Origin of the sequence: Neptunomonas sp. (genome assembly GCF_041601355.1) — a bacterium.
Lineage (GTDB): Bacteria > Pseudomonadota > Gammaproteobacteria > Pseudomonadales > Balneatricaceae > Neptunomonas.
This window is the reverse complement of record NZ_JBFIIH010000005.1, coordinates 39,379-64,005: the sequence shown is the minus strand read 5'-3', so window position 1 is coordinate 64,005 and position 24,627 is coordinate 39,379. Positions and strand designations below refer to the sequence as shown.

The 24,627-nt window shown below is 46.6% G+C and carries 25 protein-coding genes; 9 read left to right on the top strand and 16 right to left on the bottom strand.

Features of this window, described 5'->3' with window-relative positions:
• Both ABY436_RS01775 and ABY436_RS01770 read left to right on the top strand, forming a co-directional pair.
• Positions 1–375 (top strand): hypothetical protein (locus ABY436_RS01775; RefSeq protein WP_372737311.1); only part of this gene is annotated, 375 nt, incomplete at its 5' end.
• 81 nt (positions 376–456) lie between these two features.
• Positions 457–1,134: a TVP38/TMEM64 family protein gene (locus ABY436_RS01770; RefSeq protein ID WP_372737310.1), complete on the top strand. Its 678-nt coding sequence runs from the start codon at positions 457–459 to the stop codon at positions 1,132–1,134.
• 36 nt (positions 1,135–1,170) lie between these two features.
• On the opposite strand, the gene ABY436_RS01765 is transcribed toward ABY436_RS01770, so the two are convergent.
• The 5 genes from ABY436_RS01765 to ABY436_RS01745 all read right to left on the bottom strand — a co-directional run bounded on the left by ABY436_RS01765 (position 1,171) and on the right by ABY436_RS01745 (position 4,979).
• Positions 1,171–1,530 carry a cation transporter gene (locus ABY436_RS01765; protein ID WP_372737309.1) on the bottom strand — a complete coding sequence of 120 codons (360 nt, stop codon included), beginning with the start codon at positions 1,528–1,530 and terminating at the stop codon, positions 1,171–1,173.
• Positions 1,523–1,804 carry a DUF2933 domain-containing protein gene (locus ABY436_RS01760; protein ID WP_372737308.1) on the bottom strand — a complete coding sequence of 94 codons (282 nt, stop codon included), beginning with the start codon at positions 1,802–1,804 and terminating at the stop codon, positions 1,523–1,525. Before ABY436_RS01760 ends, ABY436_RS01765 begins: the two co-directional genes overlap by 8 nt.
• An 11-nt stretch (positions 1,805–1,815) precedes the next feature.
• Positions 1,816–2,169 carry a cupredoxin domain-containing protein gene (locus ABY436_RS01755; protein WP_372737307.1) on the bottom strand — a complete coding sequence of 118 codons (354 nt, stop codon included), beginning with the start codon at positions 2,167–2,169 and terminating at the stop codon, positions 1,816–1,818.
• An 11-nt stretch (positions 2,170–2,180) separates the two neighbouring features.
• Positions 2,181–4,466, bottom strand: a complete 2,286-nt coding sequence (locus ABY436_RS01750) for a heavy metal translocating P-type ATPase (RefSeq protein WP_372737306.1) — start codon at positions 4,464–4,466, stop codon at positions 2,181–2,183.
• A 192-nt stretch (positions 4,467–4,658) separates the two neighbouring features.
• Positions 4,659–4,979, bottom strand: coding sequence for a hypothetical protein (locus ABY436_RS01745; RefSeq protein WP_372737305.1), 321 nt, complete (start codon positions 4,977–4,979; stop codon positions 4,659–4,661).
• Positions 4,980–5,136: 157 nt separating this feature from the next.
• On the opposite strand from ABY436_RS01745, the gene ABY436_RS01740 reads away from it, so the two are divergent.
• Positions 5,137–5,826, top strand: coding sequence for a heavy metal response regulator transcription factor (locus ABY436_RS01740; RefSeq protein WP_372737304.1), 690 nt, complete (start codon positions 5,137–5,139; stop codon positions 5,824–5,826).
• Positions 5,823–7,214, top strand: a complete 1,392-nt coding sequence (locus tag ABY436_RS01735; RefSeq protein WP_372737303.1) for a heavy metal sensor histidine kinase — start codon at positions 5,823–5,825, stop codon at positions 7,212–7,214. Before ABY436_RS01740 ends, ABY436_RS01735 begins: the two co-directional genes overlap by 4 nt.
• 88 nt (positions 7,215–7,302) lie before the next feature.
• Here ABY436_RS01735 and ABY436_RS01730 read toward each other — a convergent pair whose 3' ends face one another.
• The 4 genes from ABY436_RS01730 to ABY436_RS01715 form a co-directional block, all read right to left on the bottom strand.
• On the bottom strand, positions 7,303–7,872 hold the full coding sequence (locus ABY436_RS01730; RefSeq protein ID WP_372737302.1) for a hypothetical protein: 570 nt from the start codon (positions 7,870–7,872) through the stop codon (positions 7,303–7,305).
• 9 nt (positions 7,873–7,881) lie between these two features.
• The gene (locus ABY436_RS01725; protein WP_372737312.1) at positions 7,882–8,574 is read right to left on the bottom strand and encodes a HupE/UreJ family protein; all 693 of its coding nucleotides are present in this window, start codon (positions 8,572–8,574) and stop codon (positions 7,882–7,884) included.
• A gap of 339 nt (positions 8,575–8,913) precedes the next feature.
• Entirely contained in the window at positions 8,914–9,876 is a 963-nt protein-coding gene (locus ABY436_RS01720) for a 2-hydroxyacid dehydrogenase (RefSeq protein ID WP_372737301.1), read from the bottom strand.
• A 75-nt stretch (positions 9,877–9,951) separates the two neighbouring features.
• Complete coding sequence (locus tag ABY436_RS01715; protein WP_372737300.1) at positions 9,952–10,638, bottom strand: FadR/GntR family transcriptional regulator; 687 nt, start codon at positions 10,636–10,638, stop codon at positions 9,952–9,954.
• Positions 10,639–11,013: 375 nt separating this feature from the next.
• Between ABY436_RS01715 and ABY436_RS01710 the strand changes: the two genes are divergently transcribed.
• The 5 genes from ABY436_RS01710 (at position 11,014) to ABY436_RS01690 (ending at position 16,596) form a co-directional block, all read left to right on the top strand.
• Positions 11,014–11,736, top strand: coding sequence for a ribonuclease activity regulator RraA (locus ABY436_RS01710; RefSeq protein WP_372737299.1), 723 nt, complete (start codon positions 11,014–11,016; stop codon positions 11,734–11,736).
• A 142-nt stretch (positions 11,737–11,878) separates the two neighbouring features.
• The gene (locus tag ABY436_RS01705; RefSeq protein ID WP_372737298.1) at positions 11,879–12,844 is read left to right on the top strand and encodes a Bug family tripartite tricarboxylate transporter substrate binding protein; all 966 of its coding nucleotides are present in this window, start codon (positions 11,879–11,881) and stop codon (positions 12,842–12,844) included.
• A 56-nt stretch (positions 12,845–12,900) separates the two neighbouring features.
• Positions 12,901–13,365: a tripartite tricarboxylate transporter TctB family protein gene (locus tag ABY436_RS01700; protein WP_372737297.1), complete on the top strand. Its 465-nt coding sequence runs from the start codon at positions 12,901–12,903 to the stop codon at positions 13,363–13,365.
• 3 nt (positions 13,366–13,368) lie between these two features.
• Positions 13,369–14,910 carry a tripartite tricarboxylate transporter permease gene (locus tag ABY436_RS01695; RefSeq protein ID WP_372737296.1) on the top strand — a complete coding sequence of 514 codons (1,542 nt, stop codon included), beginning with the start codon at positions 13,369–13,371 and terminating at the stop codon, positions 14,908–14,910.
• A 108-nt stretch (positions 14,911–15,018) separates the two neighbouring features.
• Complete coding sequence (locus tag ABY436_RS01690) at positions 15,019–16,596, top strand: aldehyde dehydrogenase (NADP(+)) (RefSeq protein WP_372737295.1); 1,578 nt, start codon at positions 15,019–15,021, stop codon at positions 16,594–16,596.
• A gap of 109 nt (positions 16,597–16,705) precedes the next feature.
• On the opposite strand, the gene ABY436_RS01685 is transcribed toward ABY436_RS01690, so the two are convergent.
• The 7 genes from ABY436_RS01685 to ABY436_RS01655 all read right to left on the bottom strand — a co-directional run bounded on the left by ABY436_RS01685 (position 16,706) and on the right by ABY436_RS01655 (position 24,593).
• Positions 16,706–17,383, bottom strand: a complete 678-nt coding sequence (locus ABY436_RS01685; RefSeq protein WP_372737294.1) for an SDR family oxidoreductase — start codon at positions 17,381–17,383, stop codon at positions 16,706–16,708.
• 24 nt (positions 17,384–17,407) lie between these two features.
• Positions 17,408–17,950, bottom strand: a complete 543-nt coding sequence (locus ABY436_RS01680; RefSeq protein ID WP_372737293.1) for a hypothetical protein — start codon at positions 17,948–17,950, stop codon at positions 17,408–17,410.
• Between the two features lie 102 nt (positions 17,951–18,052).
• The gene (locus ABY436_RS01675) at positions 18,053–19,360 is read right to left on the bottom strand and encodes a TRAP transporter large permease (RefSeq protein ID WP_372737292.1); all 1,308 of its coding nucleotides are present in this window, start codon (positions 19,358–19,360) and stop codon (positions 18,053–18,055) included.
• Positions 19,360–19,878 carry a TRAP transporter small permease gene (locus ABY436_RS01670; RefSeq protein WP_372737291.1) on the bottom strand — a complete coding sequence of 173 codons (519 nt, stop codon included), beginning with the start codon at positions 19,876–19,878 and terminating at the stop codon, positions 19,360–19,362. Before ABY436_RS01670 ends, ABY436_RS01675 begins: the two co-directional genes overlap by 1 nt.
• Before the next feature lie 57 nt (positions 19,879–19,935).
• Positions 19,936–20,916, bottom strand: coding sequence for a TRAP transporter substrate-binding protein (locus ABY436_RS01665; protein ID WP_372737290.1), 981 nt, complete (start codon positions 20,914–20,916; stop codon positions 19,936–19,938).
• Positions 20,917–21,178: 262 nt separating this feature from the next.
• Positions 21,179–22,546, bottom strand: a complete 1,368-nt coding sequence (locus ABY436_RS01660) for a sigma-54-dependent transcriptional regulator (protein WP_372737289.1) — start codon at positions 22,544–22,546, stop codon at positions 21,179–21,181.
• A 103-nt stretch (positions 22,547–22,649) separates the two neighbouring features.
• Positions 22,650–24,593, bottom strand: a complete 1,944-nt coding sequence (locus ABY436_RS01655) for an ATP-binding protein (protein ID WP_372737288.1) — start codon at positions 24,591–24,593, stop codon at positions 22,650–22,652.
• Positions 24,594–24,627: the final 34 nt, after the last annotated feature.

Here is a 24,627-nt window from a genome sequence, read left to right as displayed (position 1 = left end):
ATGCCACAGGAGGCTATGTCGCATGACTCTATGGGTAGCAATATGAATCAGAACAAGATGTTTTTGGAAAAGAAGGATATTGATGGCTATACGGTTAGCTTCCATGTGATGAAAGCAGATGAAGGGATGGAGCACGGTGGATCACATAATGTGATGATTAAGGTAGAGCAGCAGGGGGCAATGGTAAAAAATCTGAAGATTAACTCTAAAGTTATCTATCCCGATGGTACAGATGAAAGCAAACCCCTAATGACCATGGGCGACTGGCAGATGGCGGGTTATGACCTCAAGGAAAGCGGTAAGCATCAACTGATGGTGTTGTTCAAAACAGCGGATGGTAAAAAGCATTTTGGTGGATTGTATTACGGCGAATAAGTGTTAACTCTGCAGTGCTGGCTTTGTCAGGCTGAATTAACCTGTCACTGACAATGCCAGCCCTGTGAAGGAAAATTTTTTATGAAACCGGTGCTTACGGCATTTCGATATTTACTCATTACTTTAGTGGTTGCTGCATTTTTTCTGTGGGGGTGGCTTGATCATTTTAGTGTTCAGTTACCTATCGATTGGACTAATCCTCAGCTAATTATCGATTATGCCAGAAACTCAGGATTTATAGGGCCTTTGGTAATCATTGGCAGTATGGCAGTAGCGATTGTATTTAGTCCCTTACCTAGCGCCCCTATTGCTTTGGCGGCAGGCGCTGTATACGGACATTACGAAGGAACTGTTTACGTTTTTGCCGGATCGTTGTTAGGTGCCAGTATCGCATTTAGTATAGCGCGCATCTTAGGCTTTAAAGCGGCTTATCTTTGGCTGGAACAGCAATTTCCAGGTTGGAAGCTTCAGGACCCGAAACGATTGATGTGGCTTATTTTAGCGTCGAGGCTCATGCCATTTGTTTCTTTTGATTTGATTAGTTATGCGGCTGGCATTACTACACTGAGCTACAGACGTTTTTTTATTGCTACGGCTATTGGAATTCTCCCGGCAAGCTTTTTAATGGCTCACTTTGGTGATACGGCTAAGGATCAGTCGTTGGTGATAAATGTGGGGCTTGTTATCGTGCTGGTTATAGCGGCAGGGGTTTGGCGTTTTACATCAACTAAGAAGAACACGGGTATGACTGACTTATAGCAAGAGGGTCACGCGACTATATTTTATATATGAACGTTATTTTTTACCTGGTGGGACCTTATGGCAACTCCAGGGTTCATGGGCTGCATTATCTTTAACGTTCTGATCAACATACTTGTAGTAGCCTTCTTTAAAGTGTGTCCACCAATCATGAGCGACATCTGCACCATGTTGCCTGATGATTTCTTCAATGCCGTCTAAGTGGCAACGTGATGCATCATACGCAATGTTCAAGACCCCTGCTTTATCATCAAATGACACATTATCAATACCATAGATCGCATCAATCTCCGCAAGGATTAGATCCTTATTGGCCACAGTTATTTTGTCCAAGCGTAAATGTCTGACGACTAAGTTGACTTCACAAACACCGAGTCTATGTTGTGAGTCATTCACGATTGTTCTCCTTGTTACTAATAAGTGATTGACGTTTACCTTCTTCAACGCCTTTTTGAAAAACGTCCTGGCTCTCTTCATGTTCTTCATGCTTGCTGTGACCATGTCTATGTTTTTTATGCATAAATAGATGCATTAATGGGCACGCTAGAAAAATCAAGAAGGGTAAAAAGGCAAAAATATGTTGCTGATGTTCGACCACTAAAAAGTACGTCGCCGCACCACTCAGGACTAGAGCTGCTAACCCCCAGGGTGTTTTCCAGAAACTAAACATACATTCACTCCTCATTCTGACTTAATCACACCACGATACATTTGCATCGAACAATGAAATGGATATTCTCCCGCTGATAAAGGGGGCAAGGTAATAACAGTCTCTTTATTGAGGGGAATCTCCTGGCTCATTTCTATACCGGGAATGAGTAGCGTTGCTGAGCAGGGGGAGCTGTCAGTTCTGAAAAATGTCAGCACTGTGGATTTATCCGCTTTTACTTTTATATGAGCGGGATTGTAAACGCCGTTTTCGACTCGGATAACCATTTTATTGTTGGTGACTTCTATTTCCTGAGGCTTATAAAGCCAGAACCACCACACGATTAGAGCAATCAGAAGAAACCCACTGATATTAATTAACAACATCGTATGACTCCTTAATGATCTTTGGCTTTAAAAAGGCGTAGGCGGTTTGCATTCATTACGACGGTCAGAGATGAAAATGCCATGGCTGCTCCGGCAATGACTGGACTTAATAACAAACCAAAGAAGGGGTACAGCACGCCTGCGGCGAAAGGGACGCCCGCTACGTTATAGATAAAGGCACCAAACAGGTTTTGTTTGATGTTACGTAATGTTGCTTTACTGACAGCTACCGCATCAGCCAAGCCGTGTAATGAGCCACGCATCAAGGTAATATCCGCACTTTCTATAGCCACATCGGTGCCGGTTCCGATAGCAAAGCCGACGTTGGCCAGTGCCAGTGCGGGAGCGTCATTAATCCCGTCACCCGTCATGCCAACTATTTCACCTTGTTGTTGTAATTCAGCTACTTTTTTGGCTTTATCTTCTGGTAATACTTCAGCGAAGAACTCAGTTATACCTACTTTCTCGGCAACTGCTTTAGCCGTCAGTCTATTGTCTCCTGTGAGCATAACCACCCGGATACCATTAGCTTGAAGGCGCTTAATAGCGTCAATAGAGTCGTGTTTGATCGGATCGGCTACCGCAATAACCGCCGCAAGTTGTTCATCAATGGCAAAATAGACCGGTGTTTTGGCTTCTCTGGCTAACTGTTGAGCTGTTTCAATATAACCACTGATATCAATATTACGGTCATGCATTAATTTTTCATTTCCCAATAGCAATCGTTGGCTCTGAATAGTCGCTTCAGCACCGTGACCAGCAATAGCATTGAAATTTTCTGCTCGATTGAGTGACAATCCTTTCTCTACTGCAGATTCTACAATCGCTAATGCTAATGGGTGCTCAGAGCTTGACTCCATACTGGCAGCTAACTGCAGAATGCTTTCCTCACTTAATCCATTAGCCACGACAATATCAGTTACTTTTGGCGCACCTTCAGTAATAGTGCCGGTTTTATCAAGCACCATGGCGGTTATTTTAGAGGCGGTTTGTAATGCAGCGCCGTTTCTTATGAGCACGCCGGCTTCTGCGGCTTTACCCACGCCGACCATGACTGACATAGGCGTGGCTAAACCTAATGCGCAAGGGCAGGCAATAATCAGTACGGTTGTCGCTGAAACAATGGCAAAGGCGAGTGCGGGTTCTGGGCCGAAGTTCAACCAGGCCAATGCACTGATAACCGCAGTGATCATAACAACAGGAACAAAATAGGCGGAGATTACATCCGCTAAGCGGCCAATCGGTGGTTTAGAGTTTTGGGCACGCTTAACCATCTTGATGATTTGTGCTAACGCCGTATCTTTGCCGACGCGAGTGGCCTTGAATAAGATGGAACCTGTTTTATTTAAGGTGCCCGTGGTGACTTCGTCGCCTGTATTTTTGACGACAGGCATCGGCTCACCGGTCAACATAGACTCATCAATGGCCGTTTGGCCTTCTTGTATGACGCCATCCACCGGAATTTTTTCACCGGGTCTGACGCGAACAATGTCGTGCAGCAGCACTTGTTTGATAGGGATGTCTAATTCAATGTCGTCTCTGAGAACACTCGCTGTTTTGGGTTGTAAGCCGATCAGTCGTTTGATCGCTTCAGACGTTCGGCCTCGTGCTTTAACTTCAAGGGCCAATCCCAGGTTGATCAGACCAATAATCATTGCAGTGGCTTCGAAGTAAACGTGTCTTGCCATGTCAGGTATAAGATCAGGCACAGCGATCACTGCCATCGAATAGACCCAGGCGGTGCCTGTACCCAGAGCGATGAGTGTATCCATGTTTGCTGAATGGTTTTTAAAGGATTGCCACGCGCCCACAAAAAAATGTTTTCCGGCAAAAAACATCACGCTAAACGTTAATGCACCCACCAATAACCAAGCGAGACGTTCGTTGGTCGTGGTCACGGTCATATCACCGCCAATAAGGCCGTAAATCATCAGTGGAAGTCCTAAGGCAAGCCCAATCCACATTTTCCACATAAGTGTTTTGTAATAAGCTAAGTCAGCGTGTTCTTTTTCATCGAGTAATTCTGCTTCTGAGTTACTTTGCACAACTCTGGCGTTATATCCAGCTTGCTCGATCGCTTGAATCAACGCGGATGATTCGGCCTGACCTGATACCGTCACTGTGCGAGCTGCAAAATTCATTTCTGCTTGCTGAACACCTGTTACCGAAGTAAGCGCGGCTTCAATTTTACCGACACAACTGGCACACCCAGCCCCCTCAATGATGAGCTCAATAGAATCAGATGGCTGCTCTAACGAGGCGTGTTCCTGAGTGCTATCGATAGCCAAATAGCCCATGACTTTCTCCTTAATCATAGTTAAAGCGCGTAAATGGAGCCATCGCGCCTGACTATGTAACACCTGAACGTAACACCTGAACTGTTAATTCATCTGACAAGTGCAATACTGGAATGCAGTGCGCCACTCACGGGGTACGACTTACCGTAAGTGGCAGTAATGCTATTCTTTAAGATAATCCTTACCTTCCGTTCATTCAGCTTGAGGACCGCCACCAGGGTTCATCTTATAGTCTTTATTTGATGGGGTATCAGGTATTAGTTGTTTTTCATGTTCGGTCGCTTGGTTTTCTCCGTGTGTGGCGCCTTCCATTAAATGACCTTGATGATCATCGCCACCATGCATCATGTAATGCGTATCAGTAGCAGAAGGCGTGTGTTCGTGAGCAGTGGGTGCTTCCACCATTTCTTTATGATGAATGCCAGTATCCGTTTTCTCATGAGCGATGGCAGGTAAGGCAGCGCTGATAAGTAATACACTGCTTACGTTGATAATAATGTTTTTAAGTTTCATTGTTATTCTCCCTGCTGATGTAAGAACATGTTTGTAATCTTTCAGATCTATAGTAAACACCGCGCCTTTCACCGAGCTGACATGAGGATTACATTTTTGTAATTTTCATTTAATACTGCTTATGTGTTTATACTCACTCAAAACGTCTGGGTGTGTTATGAAAATACTGGTAGTAGAAGATGAGGATAAAACAGGAAAATTTCTTCAGCAGGGACTTAATGAAGCGGGTTTTAACACGGATCTTGCCTGTAACGGCATAGATGGTCTTCATTTGGCACTGACACAGGTTGACGCTTATGATTTGGTTATTCTTGATGTCATGTTGCCTGGGCTCGATGGTTGGAAAGTGTTAGAAACATTACGCCTGAGCGGCAGGGATATGCCTGTATTGTTTTTAACAGCACGCGATCTAGTAGAAGACCGTGTAAAGGGGTTTGACTTAGGTGCTGATGATTACTTAGTGAAGCCTTTTGCTTTTTCAGAGCTTTTAGCACGGATACGCTCCTTATTAAAACGCACGCGTATCACGTCAGAAGTGACAGTATTGAGTGTTGCAGATTTAGAGCTTGATCTATTACGCCGACGGGTTAGCAGAGCGGGTCTGCGAATCGACCTGACGGCTAAAGAGTTTTCGTTGTTGGAATTGTTGATGAGACGGCAAGGTGAGGTTTTGTCACGCTCCCTGATTGCATCACAGGTATGGGATATGAATTTTGATAGCGATACTAACGTGATTGAAGTCGCTATTCGACGACTTCGCAGCAAAGTAGATGATCCGTTTAGCCCTAAATTAATACATACGCTCCGGGGGATGGGGTATGTATTAGAGGATTCGGACAAGCTATGAATCGTAAGTTATCTTTAATTTGGCGGCTGACGGGCTTATATACATTGGTGTCGGGCTTTGTATTGCTAGGGCTTAGTGTCGTGATTGTTTTCTCTATAAAGCAGCATTTTTTGGAGGAGGATAAAGAAACATTACAAGGGAAAATACAGCTGGTTAGCAGTATTGCTTCTAAAGGGGTTAGTGCTAATACACTAGATCCGTTCTTAGACAAGTTAACATCAGGGTTGATTGGGCATAAAGATCTGTTGGTTTTAGTTATGCACGAGCAAGGTGTACCTCTGTATAGTTCTGCGGGCGTAGAATTCCCCGTTAAAATGATAAGAGAACAATCAGGTTCTTCTTCCCCCCAGACGATTACCTGGAATGCCGAGGGGCACTCCTATCGAGGGCTTGTTGTTACAATAAATGTAACAAACCAGCCTGAGTTACCCATTATCATATTGGTAGCACTAAATATTAATCATCATGATCTCTTTATGTCGCGCTTTCAGGGAGCCCTGTTGGTGTATGTTGTTATTGCTGCATTAATCAGTGGTCTTCTCGGTTGGTTAGCGGCGAAACGAGGTTTGTTACCCCTATATCAAATGAAAAAACGTGCATTAGCGGTGACAGCAAACCAGTTAGATAAGCGTATGCCTGTTGAAAATGTTCCGGTCGAAATCTCAGAGTTGGCGAATGCTCTTAACCAAATGTTAGCGCGGTTAGAAGATGCGTTCAGGCGTCTATCGGAGTTTTCTTCCGATATAGCTCACGAGCTCAGAACCCCTGTCAGCAACCTCATGACGCAAACACATGTGGCATTGAGTTTTCCTAGAGATGTGCGGACTTATCAGGCTATTCTTGCTTCTAATGCAGAAGAGTATGAGCGATTATCACGTACGATTTCTGACATGCTTTTTCTTGCTAAAGCGGATCACGGATTAACGCTGCCTTCAAATGAAATTATCGCACTCGATGAAGAGGTGGCTGATGTGTTTGAGTTTTATGATGCATTAGCCGAGGATCAACAAATTTACCTACGCGTAACAGGGAAAGGCCGGATCAAAGGGGATCGTTTAATGATCCGCCGTGTTATCAATAACTTATTATCTAATGCCATACGTTACACACCGGCCCATGGAGCGATTGACGTCCAGATTGAATCTGCTTCTGAGTCCGTTTTGCTGATAGTTAATAATGCAGGTGTCCCTATACCGGTAGAGGACATCCCTCATCTGTTTGAGCGTTTTTACAGGGTTGATAAGAATCGAGTGAAAGGTGACTCGGAAGGATCTGGCTTAGGTTTGGCAATTACCAGAGCAATCGTCGTAGCTCATAATGGCGAAATATCAGTGACATCGACGATTGAAGGCACGAGCTTTCGGATTACCTTTCCAAAAACTGCCTAAGCACATATGAAATATATAAGACTTCTCAGGTAAATAGATTAAAGTTGTCACTTAGTTTCATCAAGTGATGCGACTAATTGAGTTGCGCCTACTTGATGCCAATAATTTCATAGTTCCCTTCGATTTTCAGTGATACGGTAATAGGCGAACTCGCTCTATTCTCCCAATACCAGCCATGCGACCCATCAAAGGGGGCTGTTAGCGAACCTTTGATGGTATCGGATGTACTAATCGTATAGCTTTCAAAATAACCTGTCGTATCGCCTTTGGGCTCACCGTGGAAATCGAAAAACAGCTCCCCACCCGTTGAATTCCAAGAATAACGGATGGCTTCACCTTTCAACATACTGAGCTTATATTCCAAGCCCTTACCTGCTGGAATAGTAATTTCAGTACTGTGCTTTTGGGACTCGCCAGTTTGCCCCGTCACTGTCTGCGTAGTCGGCTCTAGAGGGGCTGCATTTGCTAACTTGGTTAACCCTAGATAGGCCCCTATACCCGTAGGGTCAATATTATATTCGGCAGGTAGTATCGCCACTGTTAATATAAGGGCCCCAAAAAGCCCGGCAAAGGCACTGGCTTTAACTAACGTTTGGGTTGATTGTACCGAATGCTCCAGCTCATGCTGATCACTTCCGGTTTGTTCTGGTTGAGTCATAATGTCACCTTAAACCGTTGTAAAAAATCCAGTGAGTTGGAAGCCAACCAGCATCACACCGCTACTCATGAGAAGCGCATTGGTTGCCGTTGAAAATCGCAAAAAACTAGGGTGCCGTCGCCAAAAACTGAGTGCAATCAGAACAAACATCAAGGCTGAAAACTGGCCTAGCTCAACGCCTATATTAAAGGCGATAAGATTTTCAAATAAGCCATCCTGCGGGATCTCGAATTCCTGTATTTTGGTCGCTAAACCAAAACCATGGAATAAGCCAAAAATCATCACCGCCGCTTTGGTATTCGGCTGGAAGCCAAATAGCCGCTTAAAGCCTCCCAGGTTGTCGAACCCTTTATAGATGATAGAAAATCCAATAATCGCATCAATTAAATAAGCATTCATGGCAATGTCATACAGGACACCGAACATCAGGGTTAAGCTATGGCCGATAGTAAAGAGTGTCACATACACTATGACGTCTTTAGATCTGTAAAGGAAAAAGATAACCCCTATAAGAAAGAGCAAATGATCGTAACCGGTCACCATGTGCTTGGCGCCAATATACATATAAGGAATGATTGAAACGCCTTGGTTCGCCAGTAAAAACTGCTTAGTACTGTCATCAACACCATGGGCAAAAAGCGTTGTCGAGAAGCCGCAAGCACAGAGTAGCAAGAAGAGATAGGTTAACGATTTACACGGCATAACGGAAAGACACGGCATAACGCACAGGTTCCTTGTTATATTTGACGACAATGTCTTAAGGACAAATTCGATGCAATAACGGATTTTAGATAACAAGTGTAACACTTATGCTTGTACGGTGAGAGGCGGCCATATGCTGATAGTGGTAAGCCAATTCAACTCGCCAATGCTGAATAGCGCTTGGCGACCAACCCAAAAAAATGTGCTATAAAACGGATGGCCTTGCAGAAATTGATTCTTTGATTGCCGGAACGGGAAGGTTTCCGCTCTCTCCAGTATAAAATTTACGAAATCGTAAATTTTATACGTTAGTTTCGTTAGTCAGTCTTGAGCCGCACTTCAATTAATCGCGGTTAACAGCGCGCGTCCGGCAAAATGTGCTTCAAGATTGTCGACTACCAGCTGCGCCATCGCATCACGAGTTTCAATAGTGCCGCTGGCGTGGTGAGGGTATAACACCACGTTATCCAATCCAGCAAAGGCCCGGCCATCATGTGGTTCAGTGGTAAAAACATCCAGCCCTGCTCCGGCAATGCTATTAGTGGTTAGCGCATCAATCAGAGCCTGTTGGTCGACGACCGACCCACGCGCTACATTAATCAAGGTGCCGTTAGTCCCTAATGCCGCCAATACTTCCGCATTAATTAAATGATGGGTGGCCTCACCACCAGGGCATGCCAAAACCAAGATATCCGCCCAGTGCGCAAGATCGATCAACTTGGGTTTAAAATCATATACATTATCAGCTTGAGGGCGACGGCCAAAGTAAGCGATCTGCACCCCCATCGGCTCAACCCGAGCCGCTATGGCCTTACCAATTCGTCCCAAACCGACAATCCCCAAGCGCTTACCCCGTATTGAGCTGGTGAGTAGCATCGGGCCTTGTTGTGCCCAGCAACCCTCTCTGATCCAACGATCACCCAACACTATACCGCGACGCTGTGCCAGCATTAACGCGATGGCTATATCTGCTACATCATCGGTTAGTATATCAGGCGTATTGGTCACATGAATGCCTAACTCGGAGCACAGTGCGACATCGATACTATCGTAACCAACACCTGATGAGGCAACGATTTTAAGATTAGGAAGCCGCTTTATCAGGTCACTGGAGAGTCCCTTTATCCCTGTAGTGACAACCGCCGTGATACTGTCACCAATAGTTTCGATCATCGCTTCGGGATTGCTGCATAGGTCAAGCCGGTGCAGCTTATATGTCGCTTCAAGATGAGCCATTTGGGATGGCCGGTTAGGCCAGATAACCAACACATTTGGCAATGCAGTAGCAAAATCTGATGTCATTAATAGTCGTCCTGAAAGCCCTCAGTAGCGACGTTCTGACACATTCAGGAGGGCATGTAAATATGAGGTAAATGTTTAGCTATCGGTTCCCTCAAACATCCTGATTCTGGCATTGTTGAGGTGCGCTTTCATCGCGGCTTCCGCTTTCTGGGCATCACCATCGATGATATATTTCAAAATGGTGTCATGCTCATCCTGAACCAGATCCATGCGATTATTCGACGATCGCAAGGATAACGTCCGGGTAATATTCATCCCCTCTTTAATGTTCTCTCGCAGCGATTTCATCACCGTCGTGTAATATTTATTGTTAGCAGCCTCGGCAATAGCGAGATGGAATTCAAAATCCTCGTCACTGGCGAGGGCATGAAGCTTATTCGCTTCATTGATTTTTTCTGCTGCGGCAACGATGCGACCCAGCTGTTCGGCTGTTCGCCGGGTAGCGGCGAGCCCTGCGGCATTACCTTCAAGACTGGTACGGAACTCAAAACACCGCTGAATATCAGAAATGCTGGATATTTTAGAGAAGGAGAGGACAGCATCATCTGGACGCTTAATGACAAAACTACCTGATCCACGCCGGGATACAATTAAGTTATCCTCTTTAAGTCGTGTTAAGGCCTCTCTCAACACGGGTCGAGAAACGCTGTACTTTTCACAAAGCTTAGCCTCGCTCGGAAGCTTTTCATTTGCAGGGTATTCCCCACTGATGATGGAAATCAGAATCTTCTGATAAACCACCGACGAGAGCGACTGACTCATTTCTGGTACTTGCATTCGCATAGTTATAACAACCGAAGGTAGTATTAAAGCTAAAAAAGACAACTTTTGTCAACTATAATTAACCATTCATCCTGAAAAGTTCATTTATAAAGCGATTAACAGTATCTTCATTAAATGTTGGCTTTTTACGGGTAAAATCAGACTAAATGGTCACTAATTGTCTCAATTTTAACACCAGGGATAGTTTTTTCACAAGCCTGTATTTGTTATTAAGCGGCATATACGACTGGATGGATAAGAGTAAAGATACAACAACTTATTACAAAAAAGTAAAAAGTTGTAAAAAGTTGTTTGATTTGTAATTTTTAATGGCGTACAGTTCGATTACTGTTTTTTCTGACCGAGGTAAAATATATGACAACAAGCGATCAATATATGCTGTTAGATGAGAAGGTGCTTGATGACCTTCGCCGTGTCTCGACAGCTACGTTGCACACCGCACTTTTCAAACGAGGCTTGCGCAACACGTACATTCAGGGTGTAAACCGCATTAACAACAAAAAAGTGAAGATGGTCGGACAGGCATTTACGTTGCGCTACATCCCGGCACGCGAAGATGTTGATACTGTCGAGGCTTTTAAAAGCCCCGTCCATCCTCAGCGCCTGGCTGTTGAAACCGTTCCTGCAGGAATGGTGTTGGTATCCGATTGTCGCCAGGATGCATCCGCAGCCTCTGCCGGGAGCATTCTTCTGTCTCGATTGGAGTATCGCCAATGTGCGGGCTTTGTTTCTGATGCAGGCATAAGAGATTGTGACGATGCATCCGATATGAACATGCCAATCTTTTGCGCTAAACCCAGCGCACCCACTAACTTGACTAAGCATCATGCGGTTGATATTCAAGTGCCGATTGGTTGTGGCGGAGTGGCCGTTAATCCGGGCGATGTATTAGTAGGCGATGGCGACGGGATCATTGTCATACCTTTAGAGATTGCAGAGGAAGTTGCCGAGCAGGCGATAGCAATGGAACTCTACGAAGATTACGTACTGGAAAAAGTGCGTGCCGGCAGCAAAGTCATCGGGCTTTATCCGCCTAATCCGGAAACGCTGGAGGAGTACAACAACCAAAAGGCATAGAAGTAATCTGACTATTATAAAAGTAATCTGACGACTGAGGTAAACGATAATCTCCAATCGTTTATACCTGAAAAATTTAATAGATCGTCGCCAACAATGACTATCTGTTAATAATAAAAATAAGATAAAAAGAGAGTTCACTATGATGTTCACAGGATTAAAAAATAAATTCATCTGCGCCATTGGTGCTTGTTTGCTGACCTCAACTGTTGCGGCAGCTGACTATCCTTCACGCGATATTCGCCTTATCGTTCCTTGGCCTGCCGGCGGTGGTGCCGATGCCATATCACGAAAAATCAGTAACCTTGCCGAGCAGCAGATGCTGGTCTCTATATACGTCGAAAACATCCCTGGTGCCGTTACCGCAACAGGCCTGATGCAGATGACGCGGGCTCGCCCTGACGGCCACACCGTCGGTGTATTAACCTACGACAGTGTTATCACTCTTCCGCGTGGCAACATGGTTCCCGGTTACTCGCTGGAAAAAATGGCTCCGATTGCCCGAATTACACGTGAAGCCGACGCTGTTGTCGTGTCTAAGCATTCTGGTTTTACTGACTTTAACCAACTGATTGAAGCTGCCAAAGCAAAACCCAATAGCGTGCGTGTGGGTGTTGCACCTAAAGGGTCTGGTCCCTTTCTCGCGATCCGTCGTCTTGAACAACAAGCGGGGGTTAAGTTTAACGTCATCACTTACCCCGGATCATCCAGCGCCGAGGCCGAAGCACTGTTGTCCGGTGAGTTGGATGCAGCTATTTCAAGCTTGGGTGATTTTAGTGGAATTATCGAGTCAGGAGACGCAAAGGGGCTGGTAGAGCTGTCCTCAGAGCAAAATCCGTCGTTCCCTGGTGTTCCGCCTATTAGCTCTCTGGGCTATGAACTGGAAACGGGAAGCTTCGTTTTGTTGGCTGCGCCTAAGAACACCCCTAAAGAGGCAATAGTTAAGTTGGAAGCGTCTTTTAAGCATGCCTTCGAGAGCGAAGAGTTCCAAACCTGGGTAGCGAGCACCGGCGTAACGCCAAGCTGGCTGGGTGCCAATGATGTGCAGAACTGGATTGATAAGCTGCAGTCAGAAACATTCAAAGTGATGGACGGACTAGGCCTATAACGATGTAGCGTGCATCCTCCTGCAGTGTTGCCGGGGGGATGCCCGAGGGACTCAAAATGATTTTATTATGTAAAAAACTTATCTTTCAATTGTTAATTCTTGCTGTTTCCATCGGATATCTCATCACTGCCATCAACCTGGGAAACCCAATTGCAGAAGGGAGTATTCAGCCCTCTTTCTTTCCGCTGATTCTGGGTTCGTTTTCAGTACTGTTTAGTGGAGTATTATTTTATAACGAGTTCAGCGCAGTAAAAAGAAGCGGCTTAACAGAGACAGACAGTGCTGCTGAGAATCAGTTTTCCGTTCCTGTCATTATTGTTTCTATCTTCATTTATATTATTGCCTTTTCAACGGTTGGGTATTTTATCTCTTCAGCGTTGTTTGTTTTTGCAATCATATTGGTCTTTTCCTCTAAGGGGAAATACGCTCAAAAGGGAGCGATTTCACTAGTGATAGCCACTCTTGGATATATCGTATTCGAACAACTTTTCGGCGTTAGGCTTCCGGCCTTGTGGGGTTAAATTATGGAATTTATTACACTGGTAGCTGGTAGTTTTTCAACTCTGCTAAATCCTGTGGTACTGGCCTACGTGGTAGCAGGTTTTCTCATCGGTACTATTTTTTCCGCCATCCCGGGGCTGACTGCAACCTTGGCATTAGCGTTGCTGTTACCTCTGACATACAGTCTGGATGTCACTACCGCATTAATGGCCTGTTCCAGTATTTATATGGCGGGAATGTGTGGTGGCAGCATCACGGCCACGACGATAAACATTCCCGGGGCACCGTCATCAATGATGACAGCTCTGGATGGCTATCCGCTGCAGCAGCAAGGCAAAGGCGCATTAGCGCTGGGTCACGCGGCTTTCGGTTCTATGGTGGGCGGCGCGTTAGGTGCCATTTTACTCATCGCCATCGCGCCATTTATTGCCAAAGCATCACTGCTGGTGCAAACCACCGGTAAATTTTCACTGTTGGCTTTTGCGATTATCGTTATCGTTATCGCTCAACGCGGAAAAATGATCAAAGCGGCCATGGCAGCATGCATCGGTTTAATGTTGGCAACGATAGGTCTGGATGCGATGGAACCGGTCACTCGTTTCACATTCGGATTAAGCGATCTCACCGCAGGTATCGATCTGATGCCGGTGATTATCGGTACCTTTGCCATTAGTGAAATATTGACTCAGGCTAATGCTGCAAAAGAGGCTCGTCTAACCACAGAAGCCATCAGTAGTGTTAAAATCAGACGTCGGGATTTCATCCCGCCATTAGCGTCTATTCGCGAAATTGGGATCGTTTGTTACGTCAAGTCGGCGTTGATTGGTTATTCTGTCGGTACGCTTCCAGGGGCGGGCGGATCTATGGGGAGCTTCCTTGCTTACGTTGAAACGGTTCGCACCTCATCGAACCCTGAAAGCTTCGGTAAAGGTAATCCTAAAGGGATCGCGGCATCCGAAACAGCCAATAATGCGGTTTGTGGTGGCGCTTTAGTGCCGATGCTGACGTTTGGTATTCCTGGCGATCCGATCACTGCAATCATGCTCGGCGTGCTCGTTATCAACGGGATTCAACCTGGTCCTCAGTTGATGTCTGGGCAAGCGGATTTGATTGCACCGATGCTGGCCTCTTTATTATTTAGTGCGGTCGTATTGATTCCATTAACGCTGTTCTTACTCGGTCCTTACTTCATTAAGATTGTCGCGATCCGTAAGGATGTCCTCTATGGTGCTATCGCTCTGCTCGCGGTGGTAGGCAGCTATGTTGCTACTTACTCAACCTTCCAGATGATCATGGCGTTGGTAATGGGGGTAGTGGCTTACTACATGAGAAAGAATGACTTCCCGGTGATAACACTGTTGCTTGGGTTTATTCTCGGCCCTAATCTGGAAGAGTTTTTGCGCCGATCGCTGGCTCTCTCGAATGGCAATCCAATGACGTTCTTTACTAATCTGGATAGTTTGTTCTTTGTTGTTCTCACACTCATTTTCGTTTACTTCCTCGCCATCAAAAAACCAATTAAGAATCCAGTGAACGCTGTTGAGAGCGTTGCTGAGAGGACTTAATGGCGTCACCCAACCCGCCGGCCACTCAGGGTGGCCGTGCCGGGGCTCATATTTAAGTACGTTAACTCACAACCCTTATTCTATTATTTACAAAGCAGGAGCAAAAGTATGCAACCTAAAGGTCAACAACTCATTGGTCTAGATGCCTTTTTCGCAGCAGGGGCTCCCATTCATGCCGTCAATCCTGCCAGCGGTGAGCACCTTGAGCCTGCTTATGCCAGTGGCGGCTTTGCAGAAGTTAATCGAGCTTGCGAGTTAGCCGAGTCGGCAAGTGTGGCTTTTCGAACTTCATCGCTGCAACAGCGCGCGACATTTTTGGAAACTATCGCAGACCAGATAGAGGCGATCGGCGATGAACTGATCCAGCGCGGGATGCTCGAATCGGGCCTTCCTCGCGCCCGATTAGAAGGCGAGCGCGGCCGAACTTGCGGGCAGTTACGCCTGTTCGCCTCCGTAGTCCGCGCCGGTGAATGGTTAGATGTCCGTATTGATCCGGCTTTGCCAGAGCGTCAACCATTACCCAGAGTTGATATGCGTCAGCAGCATATCGCCCTTGGCCCGGTTGTGGTGTTCGGTGCCAGTAACTTTCCGTTGGCATTCAGCGTTGCGGGTGGAGACACCGCCTCAGCGTTAGCTGCCGGTTGTCCGGTGATTGTTAAAGCGCATTCTGCCCACCCTGGTACGTCTGAACTGGTCGGGCGAGCGGTGCAGGCAGCAATCAAGCAGTGTCAGATGCCTGAGGGTGTGTTTTCACTGTTATTTGGTTCCGGTTTCGAGGTTGGACAGGCATTGGTATCTGATCCTCGGGTAAAGGCCGTCGGTTTTACCGGCTCACGTAGTGGTGGAATGGCGTTGATGGCGACAGCACAAGCGCGTCCTCAGCCGATTCCTGTTTATGCGGAAATGAGCAGCATCAATCCGGTATTTTTATTACCTGAAGCGCTTCAGTCACGGACTCAGGCACTGGCTGAAGGTTTTATCGGCTCTTTGTCGATGGGAGCCGGCCAGTTCTGTACCAGCCCTGGTTTGGTCATTGCCATCCGCAGTCCGGCCCTTGACACCTTTGTAGCAGCGACAAGTAAAGTGATTTCCGGTATCGCGACTCAGACCATGCTGACTCCGGGAATTCATAGCGCATACGAGCAAGGCGTCAAAGCATTGTCTGATAACGCGGGTGTTCGCTCGCTCGGTAACGGCGACACGAGTGACGCTCCCAACCAATGCCAAGCGACTCTGTTTACCACTTCTGCAGAGGTGTTCCTTAATGATGACCGACTTCAGAATGAAGTGTTCGGTGCTTGCTCTTTACTGATCGAATGCGACGATATGGCGCAAGTAAAGTCCGTTGCAGTAAAGCTGGAAGGGCAGCTAACGGCCACCCTTCAGATGGAAGAGGGCGATATAGAGCAGGCTAAGCTACTACTGCCAGCCTTGGAAGAAAGAGCGGGTCGGGTGTTAGTGAATGGTTGGCCAACCGGGGTTGAAGTGTGTCATGCCATGGTTCATGGCGGACCGTTTCCTGCCACCTCGGACTCCCGGACTACTTCAGTCGGAAGTGCTGCAATTTATCGCTTCCTGCGTCCCGTATGCTATCAGAATATGCCTCAGGCATTGTTGCCTGAAGCTCTGCGCGATGGGAATCCGTTGAAAGTGTCTCAGTTAATGGATGGCAACAGAATCGTCTAAAGGCCTGGTAAGCGAGACCATGTTTTGTGGTCTCGCTTTTTGTAAATATATATTCTGGAACTAAGCATGGTTTCTTCTCTTAAGAGGAGGGGAAATGCTGTTCTCTCCTTTACCACGGAATCCTGCTGCCGTCGTAATCAAAGTAGCCTTTGTTCATTTCGGCTGGATAGGCAGGACTCATCTGATCTACCACCTTTCGCATACCTGCGACGCTGGTGGCTATGTCAATATCGCCTTCCGGACCTCCCATATCTGTTCTTACATGCCCGGGATGCAGCAGCAGACAGCTGATTTTCTTAGCTTCCTGGTCTTTTGCAAAGCAGCGTACTGCCATATTCAGTGCCGTTTTTGATGAACGATAAGCGTAGGCTCCTGCTCCATTGACGGTGAGTGAGGCCATCTTGCTGGTGGTGAAGGCCATTACTTTTCGTTCCGATAAACTGACGTTTTCTACCAGGGCTTCTGCGATACGAATAGGTGCGATGCAGTTGATTTCGAACGAACGCAGCCAGTCGCGGTTGTCGACTTGTTCGAGGGCTTGATTTTTATCCAGATAAACCCCGGCGTTATTCCAGACAATATCGATCGGGATGCCGGCTAGTGTTAACGTTAACGCTTTGATCGATTCTGGACTGCTTAGGTCCAGAGTCACGGCTTCGGCTCCTTCTGCTAATGACGCGTCCGGGTTACGGCTGGCCGCAAAAACGCGCCATCCGTCCCGCCGATAGGATCGTGCCAAAGCAAGACCGATACCCCGGTTAGCACCGGTAATTAATATAGTAGGCATTTGATCAGGCTCCCTTTCAATGAGTCATTGGTAAAATGGCAGTAGGGTATCGCTGAGTAGTTCAATATCTGGCATGGTTGCTTGCAGCTCTGATGAGAGAGCCCATGGGTATGGAAGCTTATCAAACCAGGATAATACTTTGGGCTGCAACGCCTGAGGTAAAATAATCATCAGCTCGATAGTAATGACCAGATGATTAGCGAGGCCAGGGGCGTTCTTCTCAAAATTCCATTGATAGTCTCCATAGCCTAGGCGTAAAGATCCGGAGGTTTTTTCAGTCATGCACACTATCCAGCGGCAGTTGAGCTGGTTTTGCTCCACCTTTTGCTGCACCGTGTCCGTGAGACAAAGGGTATAAATATTCTCGTAGGTGGTATTGAATTCGCTGACCAGTGTCTGTGTGATTTGATCCACGCCAGTCACCTTGGCTGGAAATGATATGTTGTCCGTTTGCACGATCATCTCAAGTGTCGCTTGCTGAGAAAAAACACTCTTCATCAAATGCGGTTTGTTGTTGTCTTTGGCTTTTATGTATTGGCTAATCAACATCTGATTATTGTTATTCATAGAGGTAGTTTCAAATGGGTTTGTTTGGGTAGGACGGGAGGGCCAGGCGCTATTCAGCGTTAGGTCCTCCTTATTGCTATCGTTGCGGCTCGATCTTATGGGTTATGGTCCGCTCATTGATGTTGGAAGATAAGTCACGATCTGAGGAAACAGATAGATCAATACCACAGCAAACAGGATTAGCAAGAAAAACGGTAGTGCAGCGCGGGCTACATACAGAATGTCTTTGCCGGTCAGCGCCTGAATAACGAACAGGTTGAACCCGACTGGAGGTGTGATTTGTGACATCTCTACCACTAATACTATGTAGATACCAAACCAGAGCAGGTCGATACCGGCCTGTTGCACCATAGGCAATACTACGGCCACAGTGAGCACTACCACTGATATACCATCGAGGAAGCATCCCAGCGCTACAAATAAAATGGTCAGGTAGATCAGTAGCACCCCGGGGGAGAGCGACATAAGGCCTATCCATTCGGCCAACGCTTTGGGAATACCAAGAAAGCCCATCGCAAGGGTCAGAAAGTGTGCTCCAGCCAGAATCAAGCCGATCATACATGAGCTTTTGACCGCACCTGTCAAACTTTCTCCAAAGCTGCTCTTATTTAATGAGCCAGTTACACCCGCTAGAAACAGTGCGCCAACGACACCCAGCGCAGCGGCTTCGGTTGGGGTAGTAAAACCACCGTAGATGGAACCCAGTACAAAACCAATCAAGCCCATAATCGGTAGCAATAAGCGTAAGGCTTTGATTTTTGCCGCAAAGGAAACATGCGATTTATCGTGCTGGGGCAGTTCGTCTTTGTTCAGTAAGGCCCATATGACGGTGTAGCCCATGAACAAGGTAACCAGTAACAACCCTGGCAGAGCACCCGCGATAAACAGGCGACCAATCGATACCTCTGCGGCCACGCCGTAAACAATCAGGATAATCGAAGGAGGAATCAGCAGCCCTAACGTACCTGAACCGGCGAGTGTGCCCACCGCCATTTTGTCACTGTATCCCTGAGCTTTAAGCTCCGGCAATGTCATTCTGCCGATGGTGGCAGCCGTGGCTGCAGAGGAGCCCGATACCGCAGCAAAAATACCACAACTGAGCACGTTAACATGCAATAGCTTGCCGGGTAGCCCGCTTAACCAGGGGGATAGTCCTTTAAACAGATCTTCTGACAGACGTGTACGAAAGAGTATTTCGCCCATCCAGATAAACAGTGGTAATGCCGTTAGTGACCACGAGGTACTTGCCCCCCAGGTCGATGTGGCAAATAGTAAACCGATCTGATCGTTACCTGACAGAAGCAGGCCTAATACACCTACGCCAAACAGCGCCAAAGAAACCCATACTCCCAGCGCCAGCATCAGCAGCATGAACACCGCCAGGGAGATGGCTATAAAGGTCATATCCATTAGATTTCCTCCAGATTAAGCTCGTTTTCATGAGCTTTATAGGAAGGCGCCTTTCGTCTTAACATGGAAATAACGTCATCCAGAATAGCTATATTTAACATAAGAATACCTAATGCCACAGGCACCTGGGGCATCCAGACTGGCACCGAAACATACCCGGAAGAAACCTCTTCAAAAATGTATGATTCCCAAACCATATGGACGGAGTAGAAAGACATAAAACAGACCAGTAACAGCGCAAGAATAAGGACCGATAACTCTTGAATGTAACGAGTGCCTTCTCTCCAGTGTTGAATAACCAGTGTGACTCTTATATGCCCGCCTTCACGGAAGGTATAGGCAAGCCCGAAAAATGTCGCAGCGGCGAGCGCGTAACCTGAAAAATCTTCTGCAGAGGGCACAATAAAACCTAATATCCTGCCGACAATTTGCGCGGTAATAATGAGGGTGATCAGGACAATACAGAAGCCGGATAAATATCCGGATGCTAGATAGAGCTTGTTGAGTAGAGAGCGCATAATAACAACCCTGTGTGATGGCCCTGCTGATTTCGCAGGGCCGGTTGGCGTCGTTGATTACTGATTGAAGGTTGTAAGAATAGCTTCAACTTCAGGTGCTTCAGCTTTCCACTCTTCGATCATGGTAGCGCCGATTTTATTCAGCTCAGCAATCAGCTCTTCGGATGGTTCAGACACGATAATGCCTTTATCTGCTAAGATTTGCGTATCTTCCAGTGCTTTAATTCTGACACCCGCCCAACCTTTGGCTTCGGCATTCGCGGCAGCATCAAGAATGACCTGTTGGGTCTTTTTATCCAGGCGCTTGAAAGAGCGGGTGTTGACGACAACCACATTCTTTGGGATCCAGGCACGGATATCTGTGTAATGACTCAGATAATCCCATGCCTGACCGTTTACGCCCGTGGAAGGCGAAGTGACCATCGCATCGATAATACCGGTACTGAACGCTTGTGGGATCTCTGGTACCTGCACTGTTGTTGGTGAGGTATTCATCAAATCAGCCAAGCGGGAAGTTGATGGGCTGTAGGCTCGCATTTTTAACCCTGAGATATCAGCCAGTGTGTTAACAGGTACTTTGGTGTAAAGACTCTGGGCAGGCCATGCAACGGTGTACAACAGCATCATGCCTTCTTTTTTAAGCTGCTTTTCGACTTCTGGTTTGGCTGCACTCCAGAGTTTCTCGGCGCTATCGTAGGTTGTTGCCAGGAAGGGGATGTTATCGTGTTTGAAGACCGGGTGGGTATTACCCATAATACCGATAAAAACCTCTCCCAACTGAACCTGACCGGTTCTGACTGCGCGTGGAATTTCAGGATGCTTGATCAGCGAAGCACCGGAATGGACAACGATATCTAACTCGCCAGCGGTGTTGCTTTTGATCTCTTCGGCAAACTGGTAGGCGATCTGAGTCGGAAGATTAGTATCGCCATACGGCGTTGGCATATGCCATTGCGTTTCTGCGAAAGCGCTGCCCGCAGATCCGAGAGTCAGTAAGGATGCAATCAGGATTGCGGCTCGGTTGGGTACAAATTTCATTATTATTCTCCAAATAAAAGTTTGTTAGCGATACCAATGGCATTTGCTGTCTTTCTATATAGCAAGCCCCGTACCATACTTTCAGATGTAAATAATATTGTTAAAAAACAAATAGTTGAATGGTTGGGTGTTAGTGTAAATATCTCTTATGGGTCAGTTTTGACCCAAAAAAAATCGGCATGGTGAGTCAGTTTTAACACACGCCGCTCTCAAATCGTTCATCGTTCACGTCTTTGGGCTGTAAAATCAATCGGCGGTAAATTCAATTGTCTGTAAAGTCGCTGCGATCCAGTCCATACTTTTTCATGCGCAGATAGAGCTTTTTGCGGGGAATATCAAGTGCCTGGGCAGTCAATTCTACATGACCCTTGTTAGCCTTCAGCGCCGCTAAAATAACCTCCTCCTCATAACTGGCAACCAGTTCGTCCAGATTGCCCTCTTTCGTTGCCTGATGAATGTCGGTATCAACGCTGCTTTCGTGCGCCGAAGGTAACCCCAGCACCCAACGTTCTGCAGCATTGCGTAATTCCCGGACATTGCCAGGCCATGACTGCATGCTTAACTGCCGTAAGAAGGGTTCAGGCACAGCCTGACTCTCACGAGCGAAACGCTGGTTCGCTTGTTCTGCAAAATGGCTGAATAAAACAGGGATATCAGCCTTGCGTTGATCAAGAGCAGGGATATCAATACGCGCAACATTGAGGCGGTAGTATAGGTCTTCTCTGAATGTTCCTTGATCAGAGGCTTCGCGCAGGTCAATTTTAGAGGCAGCAATAACCCGGATATCGATATCGATATCTGCATTACCACCGAGGCGTTGCAGAGTCCGCTCCTGCAATACCCTTAACAGCCGTACCTGAAGAGAAGCCGGCATGCTTTCTATTTCATCCAGAAACAAGGTACCACCGCTGGCGTACTCTATCTTACCTATCCGCCTTTTTTGTGCGCCGGTAAATGCGCCGGCTTCATGGCCAAATAACTCGCTTTCTATGATGGATTCAGTCAGTGCACCACAATTAAGTGCGACAAAGGCTTTTTTTGCTCTGGGACTGAAATCATGCAGGCACTGGGCGACCACTTCCTTACCGGTACCCGTAGCACCATTGATAATTAGGTCTACATCGACCTGGGCTAGCTGTAAAACGGTTTGTCGAAGACGCAACATGGATGCTGTCTGGCCAACCAAGCGGTTATCAATTTCGTGCTGTCCTTGAATCACCTGCCGTAAAGCGCGATTTTCCAGTACCAACTGGCGCTTTTTCCAGGCTCGCTGCACCGTGTTGAGATGGTGTTGAGGATCATCTGTTTTTTCCAGAAAGTCGTAAGCACCCATTCTGATTGCTTGAATTGCAATGGCTATGTCGGAATGACCACTAAACATGATGACCGGAATCTCGGGGTCTATGTCAAGTACTTGCTGCAAGACTTCAAGACCATCCATGCTATGCATGCGCACGTCACAGATAATCACGCCCCGCCAGTTTGTGGAGCACTCGGCTATAGCGTCAAGCGGATTTTCAAAAGCGATAGCGTCATAGCCTTCCAACTGGAGCGTCTGCATCATTGATTCGCGTACTATTTCTTCATCATCGATGACGATTATCTGGCCATCATGTATGGCTGAGCTCATGGCTTGCTTCTCCGGTATTCGGTTAGTAGCAGGATACAGAATGATGCGCCGCTGTCTGATTCATCATCTATGACGATTACCTGATCATCCTTCATGGCTGATTTCATGACTTGCTTCTCCGGTATTCGGGTAACTGGATACAAAATGACGCGCCGCTGTCCGAGCCGTCATCTACTGTCAGCTTTCCAGCAAAATTATTAATTATGTTAAAAGAAATAGATAAGCCGAGTCCCAGGCTCTGGCCGCGTCGTTTCGTCGTAAAAAACGGCTCAAAAATATTCTCGCGTAGCTCTTTACTAACCCCGGGTCCATTGTCCCTTACATAAATTTCTAACCGGTCGTTGTTATGCAGACATTCAATACGAATCAGTTTTTTTGCTTGATCGGCAATGGCATCCAGCGCATTGGTAACCAGGTTAAGGACAACCTGCTCAAGTTGTACAGGGTCTGCATGGACCAGGTTATTCTGCATGGGGAAAACTACTTCTATGTTGGTTAATTTCCTGACCTCATCACCTTCAAGCATGATCAGGACGTTATCAACCACGCGCTGCAGATCGACGACAACCAGATTATTTTGCTGTTTACGTGCTAAAGATTTAAGGCGTGTAATAATCGTGGTGGCGCGTTTGGTCAAATTGGATATCTGGTTTAAATTTTTCTCAGCTTCCTGCAGGCGTCCAGCGTGAAGTAAACGCAGACCATTATGTGAATAATGCCCGATGGCCGACAGCGGTTGATTAATTTCATGGGCAATGCCCGCTGATAACTGACCGAGTGCCGCCAGTTTTCCGGCTTGTACCAGCTCTTCCTGAAACGTGGAAAGTTGATCCCGAAAGCTGACCAGGGAACGTGCCATTGCGCCAATTTCATCATTGCCTTTTACCTGTACTTGCTCTTCCAGATTGCCATTTGCAATTGAGCGCATGCTGGCATCCAGGCTGGTAATTCTTGCCACCATATTACGGCCAACATATAGCCAGACAACCAGAATAGAAAACAATAGACTCGCGGTGACCATTAACAGCATCCAGGTCCGCCCTGTTTTGATGGTTTCGCGGGCATTGTAAACCGAACTTTGGGCCGCTTTTTCGGTTTTTTCTGTCTGTATTGCAATCAGTTGGTTTAACTGGCCAAGCTCTTCCTGGACCTGGGTGAGTAACATCCTGCCTGACTCCAGGATCACACGTTCCTGACTGCGTAGGGTAAACATATTGTTTTGTCCCCTCGACAGAGAAATAATATCCACCACGGTTTCTTTTAAGGGTTGTACACCACGTAAACTATCCACCGCCTCAAGGTCATATTGGATACGCTGGATGATTTCATCAGAGTGAATTTGGGTAGCAATAAGTGAATTCAGGTCGGGCAAGTGCTGTGCCCGGTCGACTAAATTGATCAGAAGATTAACATCAGCCTTGATGCGATACACTCTTTGTAAATCAGCATTTATTTCGCTAACGGTTTGTTCACTGATGTTGTCGATGGGCATCCAGGAATCAGGAAAATCCTGGTTGAAGCGGTTAAAAAGATTGAGCTGCACACTCTCTGTTAGTGTGTTTATATCGCTCAAGAAATTCGATGATATCCATCTGAGAAGTTGGTTTTCTGCTATTTTTTTCTGCTGAATATCCTGTTTTTCTGATACATTGCTATCAAGTTCAGCGAGTGTTTTTTTCAACAGTTCAGTCTGCTCAAGGAGGACTTTTTGTGCCTTGTTATCTTGAGTAACGGCGGAAATGTTCGACAGTAAATCAGCCATACTGGTTATATAAAGGTTTAGTTCCTGGCGAATTTCCAGACGACTCTGTTCATCTTTCGCCGCCAATAAGTTTGGTGATATCAGGGTTATTTTAGTGCCTAGCTCTTTTAAATCGGCTATCGAACTCAGCGTGCGGATATTACCCTCCACCACACTGTTCAATTCATTGCCAAGGCGGTTATACGACACCCAGTTGACAATGCTGGCGAGTATGATGAAGGCACTCAATGCGCCAAACGCGAGGAAAAAACGGCCGCGAATTCCCAACCGATAACTACTTTTCATAAAAAATATGCCTTGATAAACCTATTTGACATAA

What these genes read in the sequence shown, in the direction of transcription:
- ABY436_RS01770 (WP_372737310.1), top strand. Translation starts at nt 457, where the DNA reads ATGAAACCGGTGCTTACGGCATTTCGATATTTACTCATTACTTTAGTG.
- ABY436_RS01760 (WP_372737308.1), bottom strand. Translation starts at nt 1,804, where the DNA reads ATGTTTAGTTTCTGGAAAACACCCTGGGGGTTAGCAGCTCTAGTCCTG.
- ABY436_RS01755 (WP_372737307.1), bottom strand. Translation starts at nt 2,169, where the DNA reads ATGTTGTTAATTAATATCAGTGGGTTTCTTCTGATTGCTCTAATCGTG.
- ABY436_RS01750 (WP_372737306.1), bottom strand. Translation starts at nt 4,466, where the DNA reads ATGGGCTATTTGGCTATCGATAGCACTCAGGAACACGCCTCGTTAGAG.
- ABY436_RS01745 (WP_372737305.1), bottom strand. Translation starts at nt 4,979, where the DNA reads ATGAAACTTAAAAACATTATTATCAACGTAAGCAGTGTATTACTTATC.
- ABY436_RS01740 (WP_372737304.1), top strand. Translation starts at nt 5,137, where the DNA reads ATGAAAATACTGGTAGTAGAAGATGAGGATAAAACAGGAAAATTTCTT.
- ABY436_RS01735 (WP_372737303.1), top strand. Translation starts at nt 5,823, where the DNA reads ATGAATCGTAAGTTATCTTTAATTTGGCGGCTGACGGGCTTATATACA.
- ABY436_RS01730 (WP_372737302.1), bottom strand. Translation starts at nt 7,872, where the DNA reads ATGACTCAACCAGAACAAACCGGAAGTGATCAGCATGAGCTGGAGCAT.
- ABY436_RS01725 (WP_372737312.1), bottom strand. Translation starts at nt 8,574, where the DNA reads ATGCCGTGTAAATCGTTAACCTATCTCTTCTTGCTACTCTGTGCTTGC.
- ABY436_RS01720 (WP_372737301.1), bottom strand. Translation starts at nt 9,876, where the DNA reads ATGACATCAGATTTTGCTACTGCATTGCCAAATGTGTTGGTTATCTGG.
- ABY436_RS01715 (WP_372737300.1), bottom strand. Translation starts at nt 10,638, where the DNA reads ATGAGTCAGTCGCTCTCGTCGGTGGTTTATCAGAAGATTCTGATTTCC.
- ABY436_RS01710 (WP_372737299.1), top strand. Translation starts at nt 11,014, where the DNA reads ATGACAACAAGCGATCAATATATGCTGTTAGATGAGAAGGTGCTTGAT.
- ABY436_RS01705 (WP_372737298.1), top strand. Translation starts at nt 11,879, where the DNA reads ATGATGTTCACAGGATTAAAAAATAAATTCATCTGCGCCATTGGTGCT.
- ABY436_RS01700 (WP_372737297.1), top strand. Translation starts at nt 12,901, where the DNA reads ATGATTTTATTATGTAAAAAACTTATCTTTCAATTGTTAATTCTTGCT.
- ABY436_RS01695 (WP_372737296.1), top strand. Translation starts at nt 13,369, where the DNA reads ATGGAATTTATTACACTGGTAGCTGGTAGTTTTTCAACTCTGCTAAAT.
- ABY436_RS01690 (WP_372737295.1), top strand. Translation starts at nt 15,019, where the DNA reads ATGCAACCTAAAGGTCAACAACTCATTGGTCTAGATGCCTTTTTCGCA.
- ABY436_RS01685 (WP_372737294.1), bottom strand. Translation starts at nt 17,383, where the DNA reads ATGCCTACTATATTAATTACCGGTGCTAACCGGGGTATCGGTCTTGCT.
- ABY436_RS01680 (WP_372737293.1), bottom strand. Translation starts at nt 17,950, where the DNA reads ATGAATAACAATAATCAGATGTTGATTAGCCAATACATAAAAGCCAAA.
- ABY436_RS01675 (WP_372737292.1), bottom strand. Translation starts at nt 19,360, where the DNA reads ATGGATATGACCTTTATAGCCATCTCCCTGGCGGTGTTCATGCTGCTG.
- ABY436_RS01670 (WP_372737291.1), bottom strand. Translation starts at nt 19,878, where the DNA reads ATGCGCTCTCTACTCAACAAGCTCTATCTAGCATCCGGATATTTATCC.
- ABY436_RS01665 (WP_372737290.1), bottom strand. Translation starts at nt 20,916, where the DNA reads ATGAAATTTGTACCCAACCGAGCCGCAATCCTGATTGCATCCTTACTG.
- ABY436_RS01660 (WP_372737289.1), bottom strand. Translation starts at nt 22,546, where the DNA reads ATGAGCTCAGCCATACATGATGGCCAGATAATCGTCATCGATGATGAA.
- ABY436_RS01655 (WP_372737288.1), bottom strand. Translation starts at nt 24,593, where the DNA reads ATGAAAAGTAGTTATCGGTTGGGAATTCGCGGCCGTTTTTTCCTCGCG.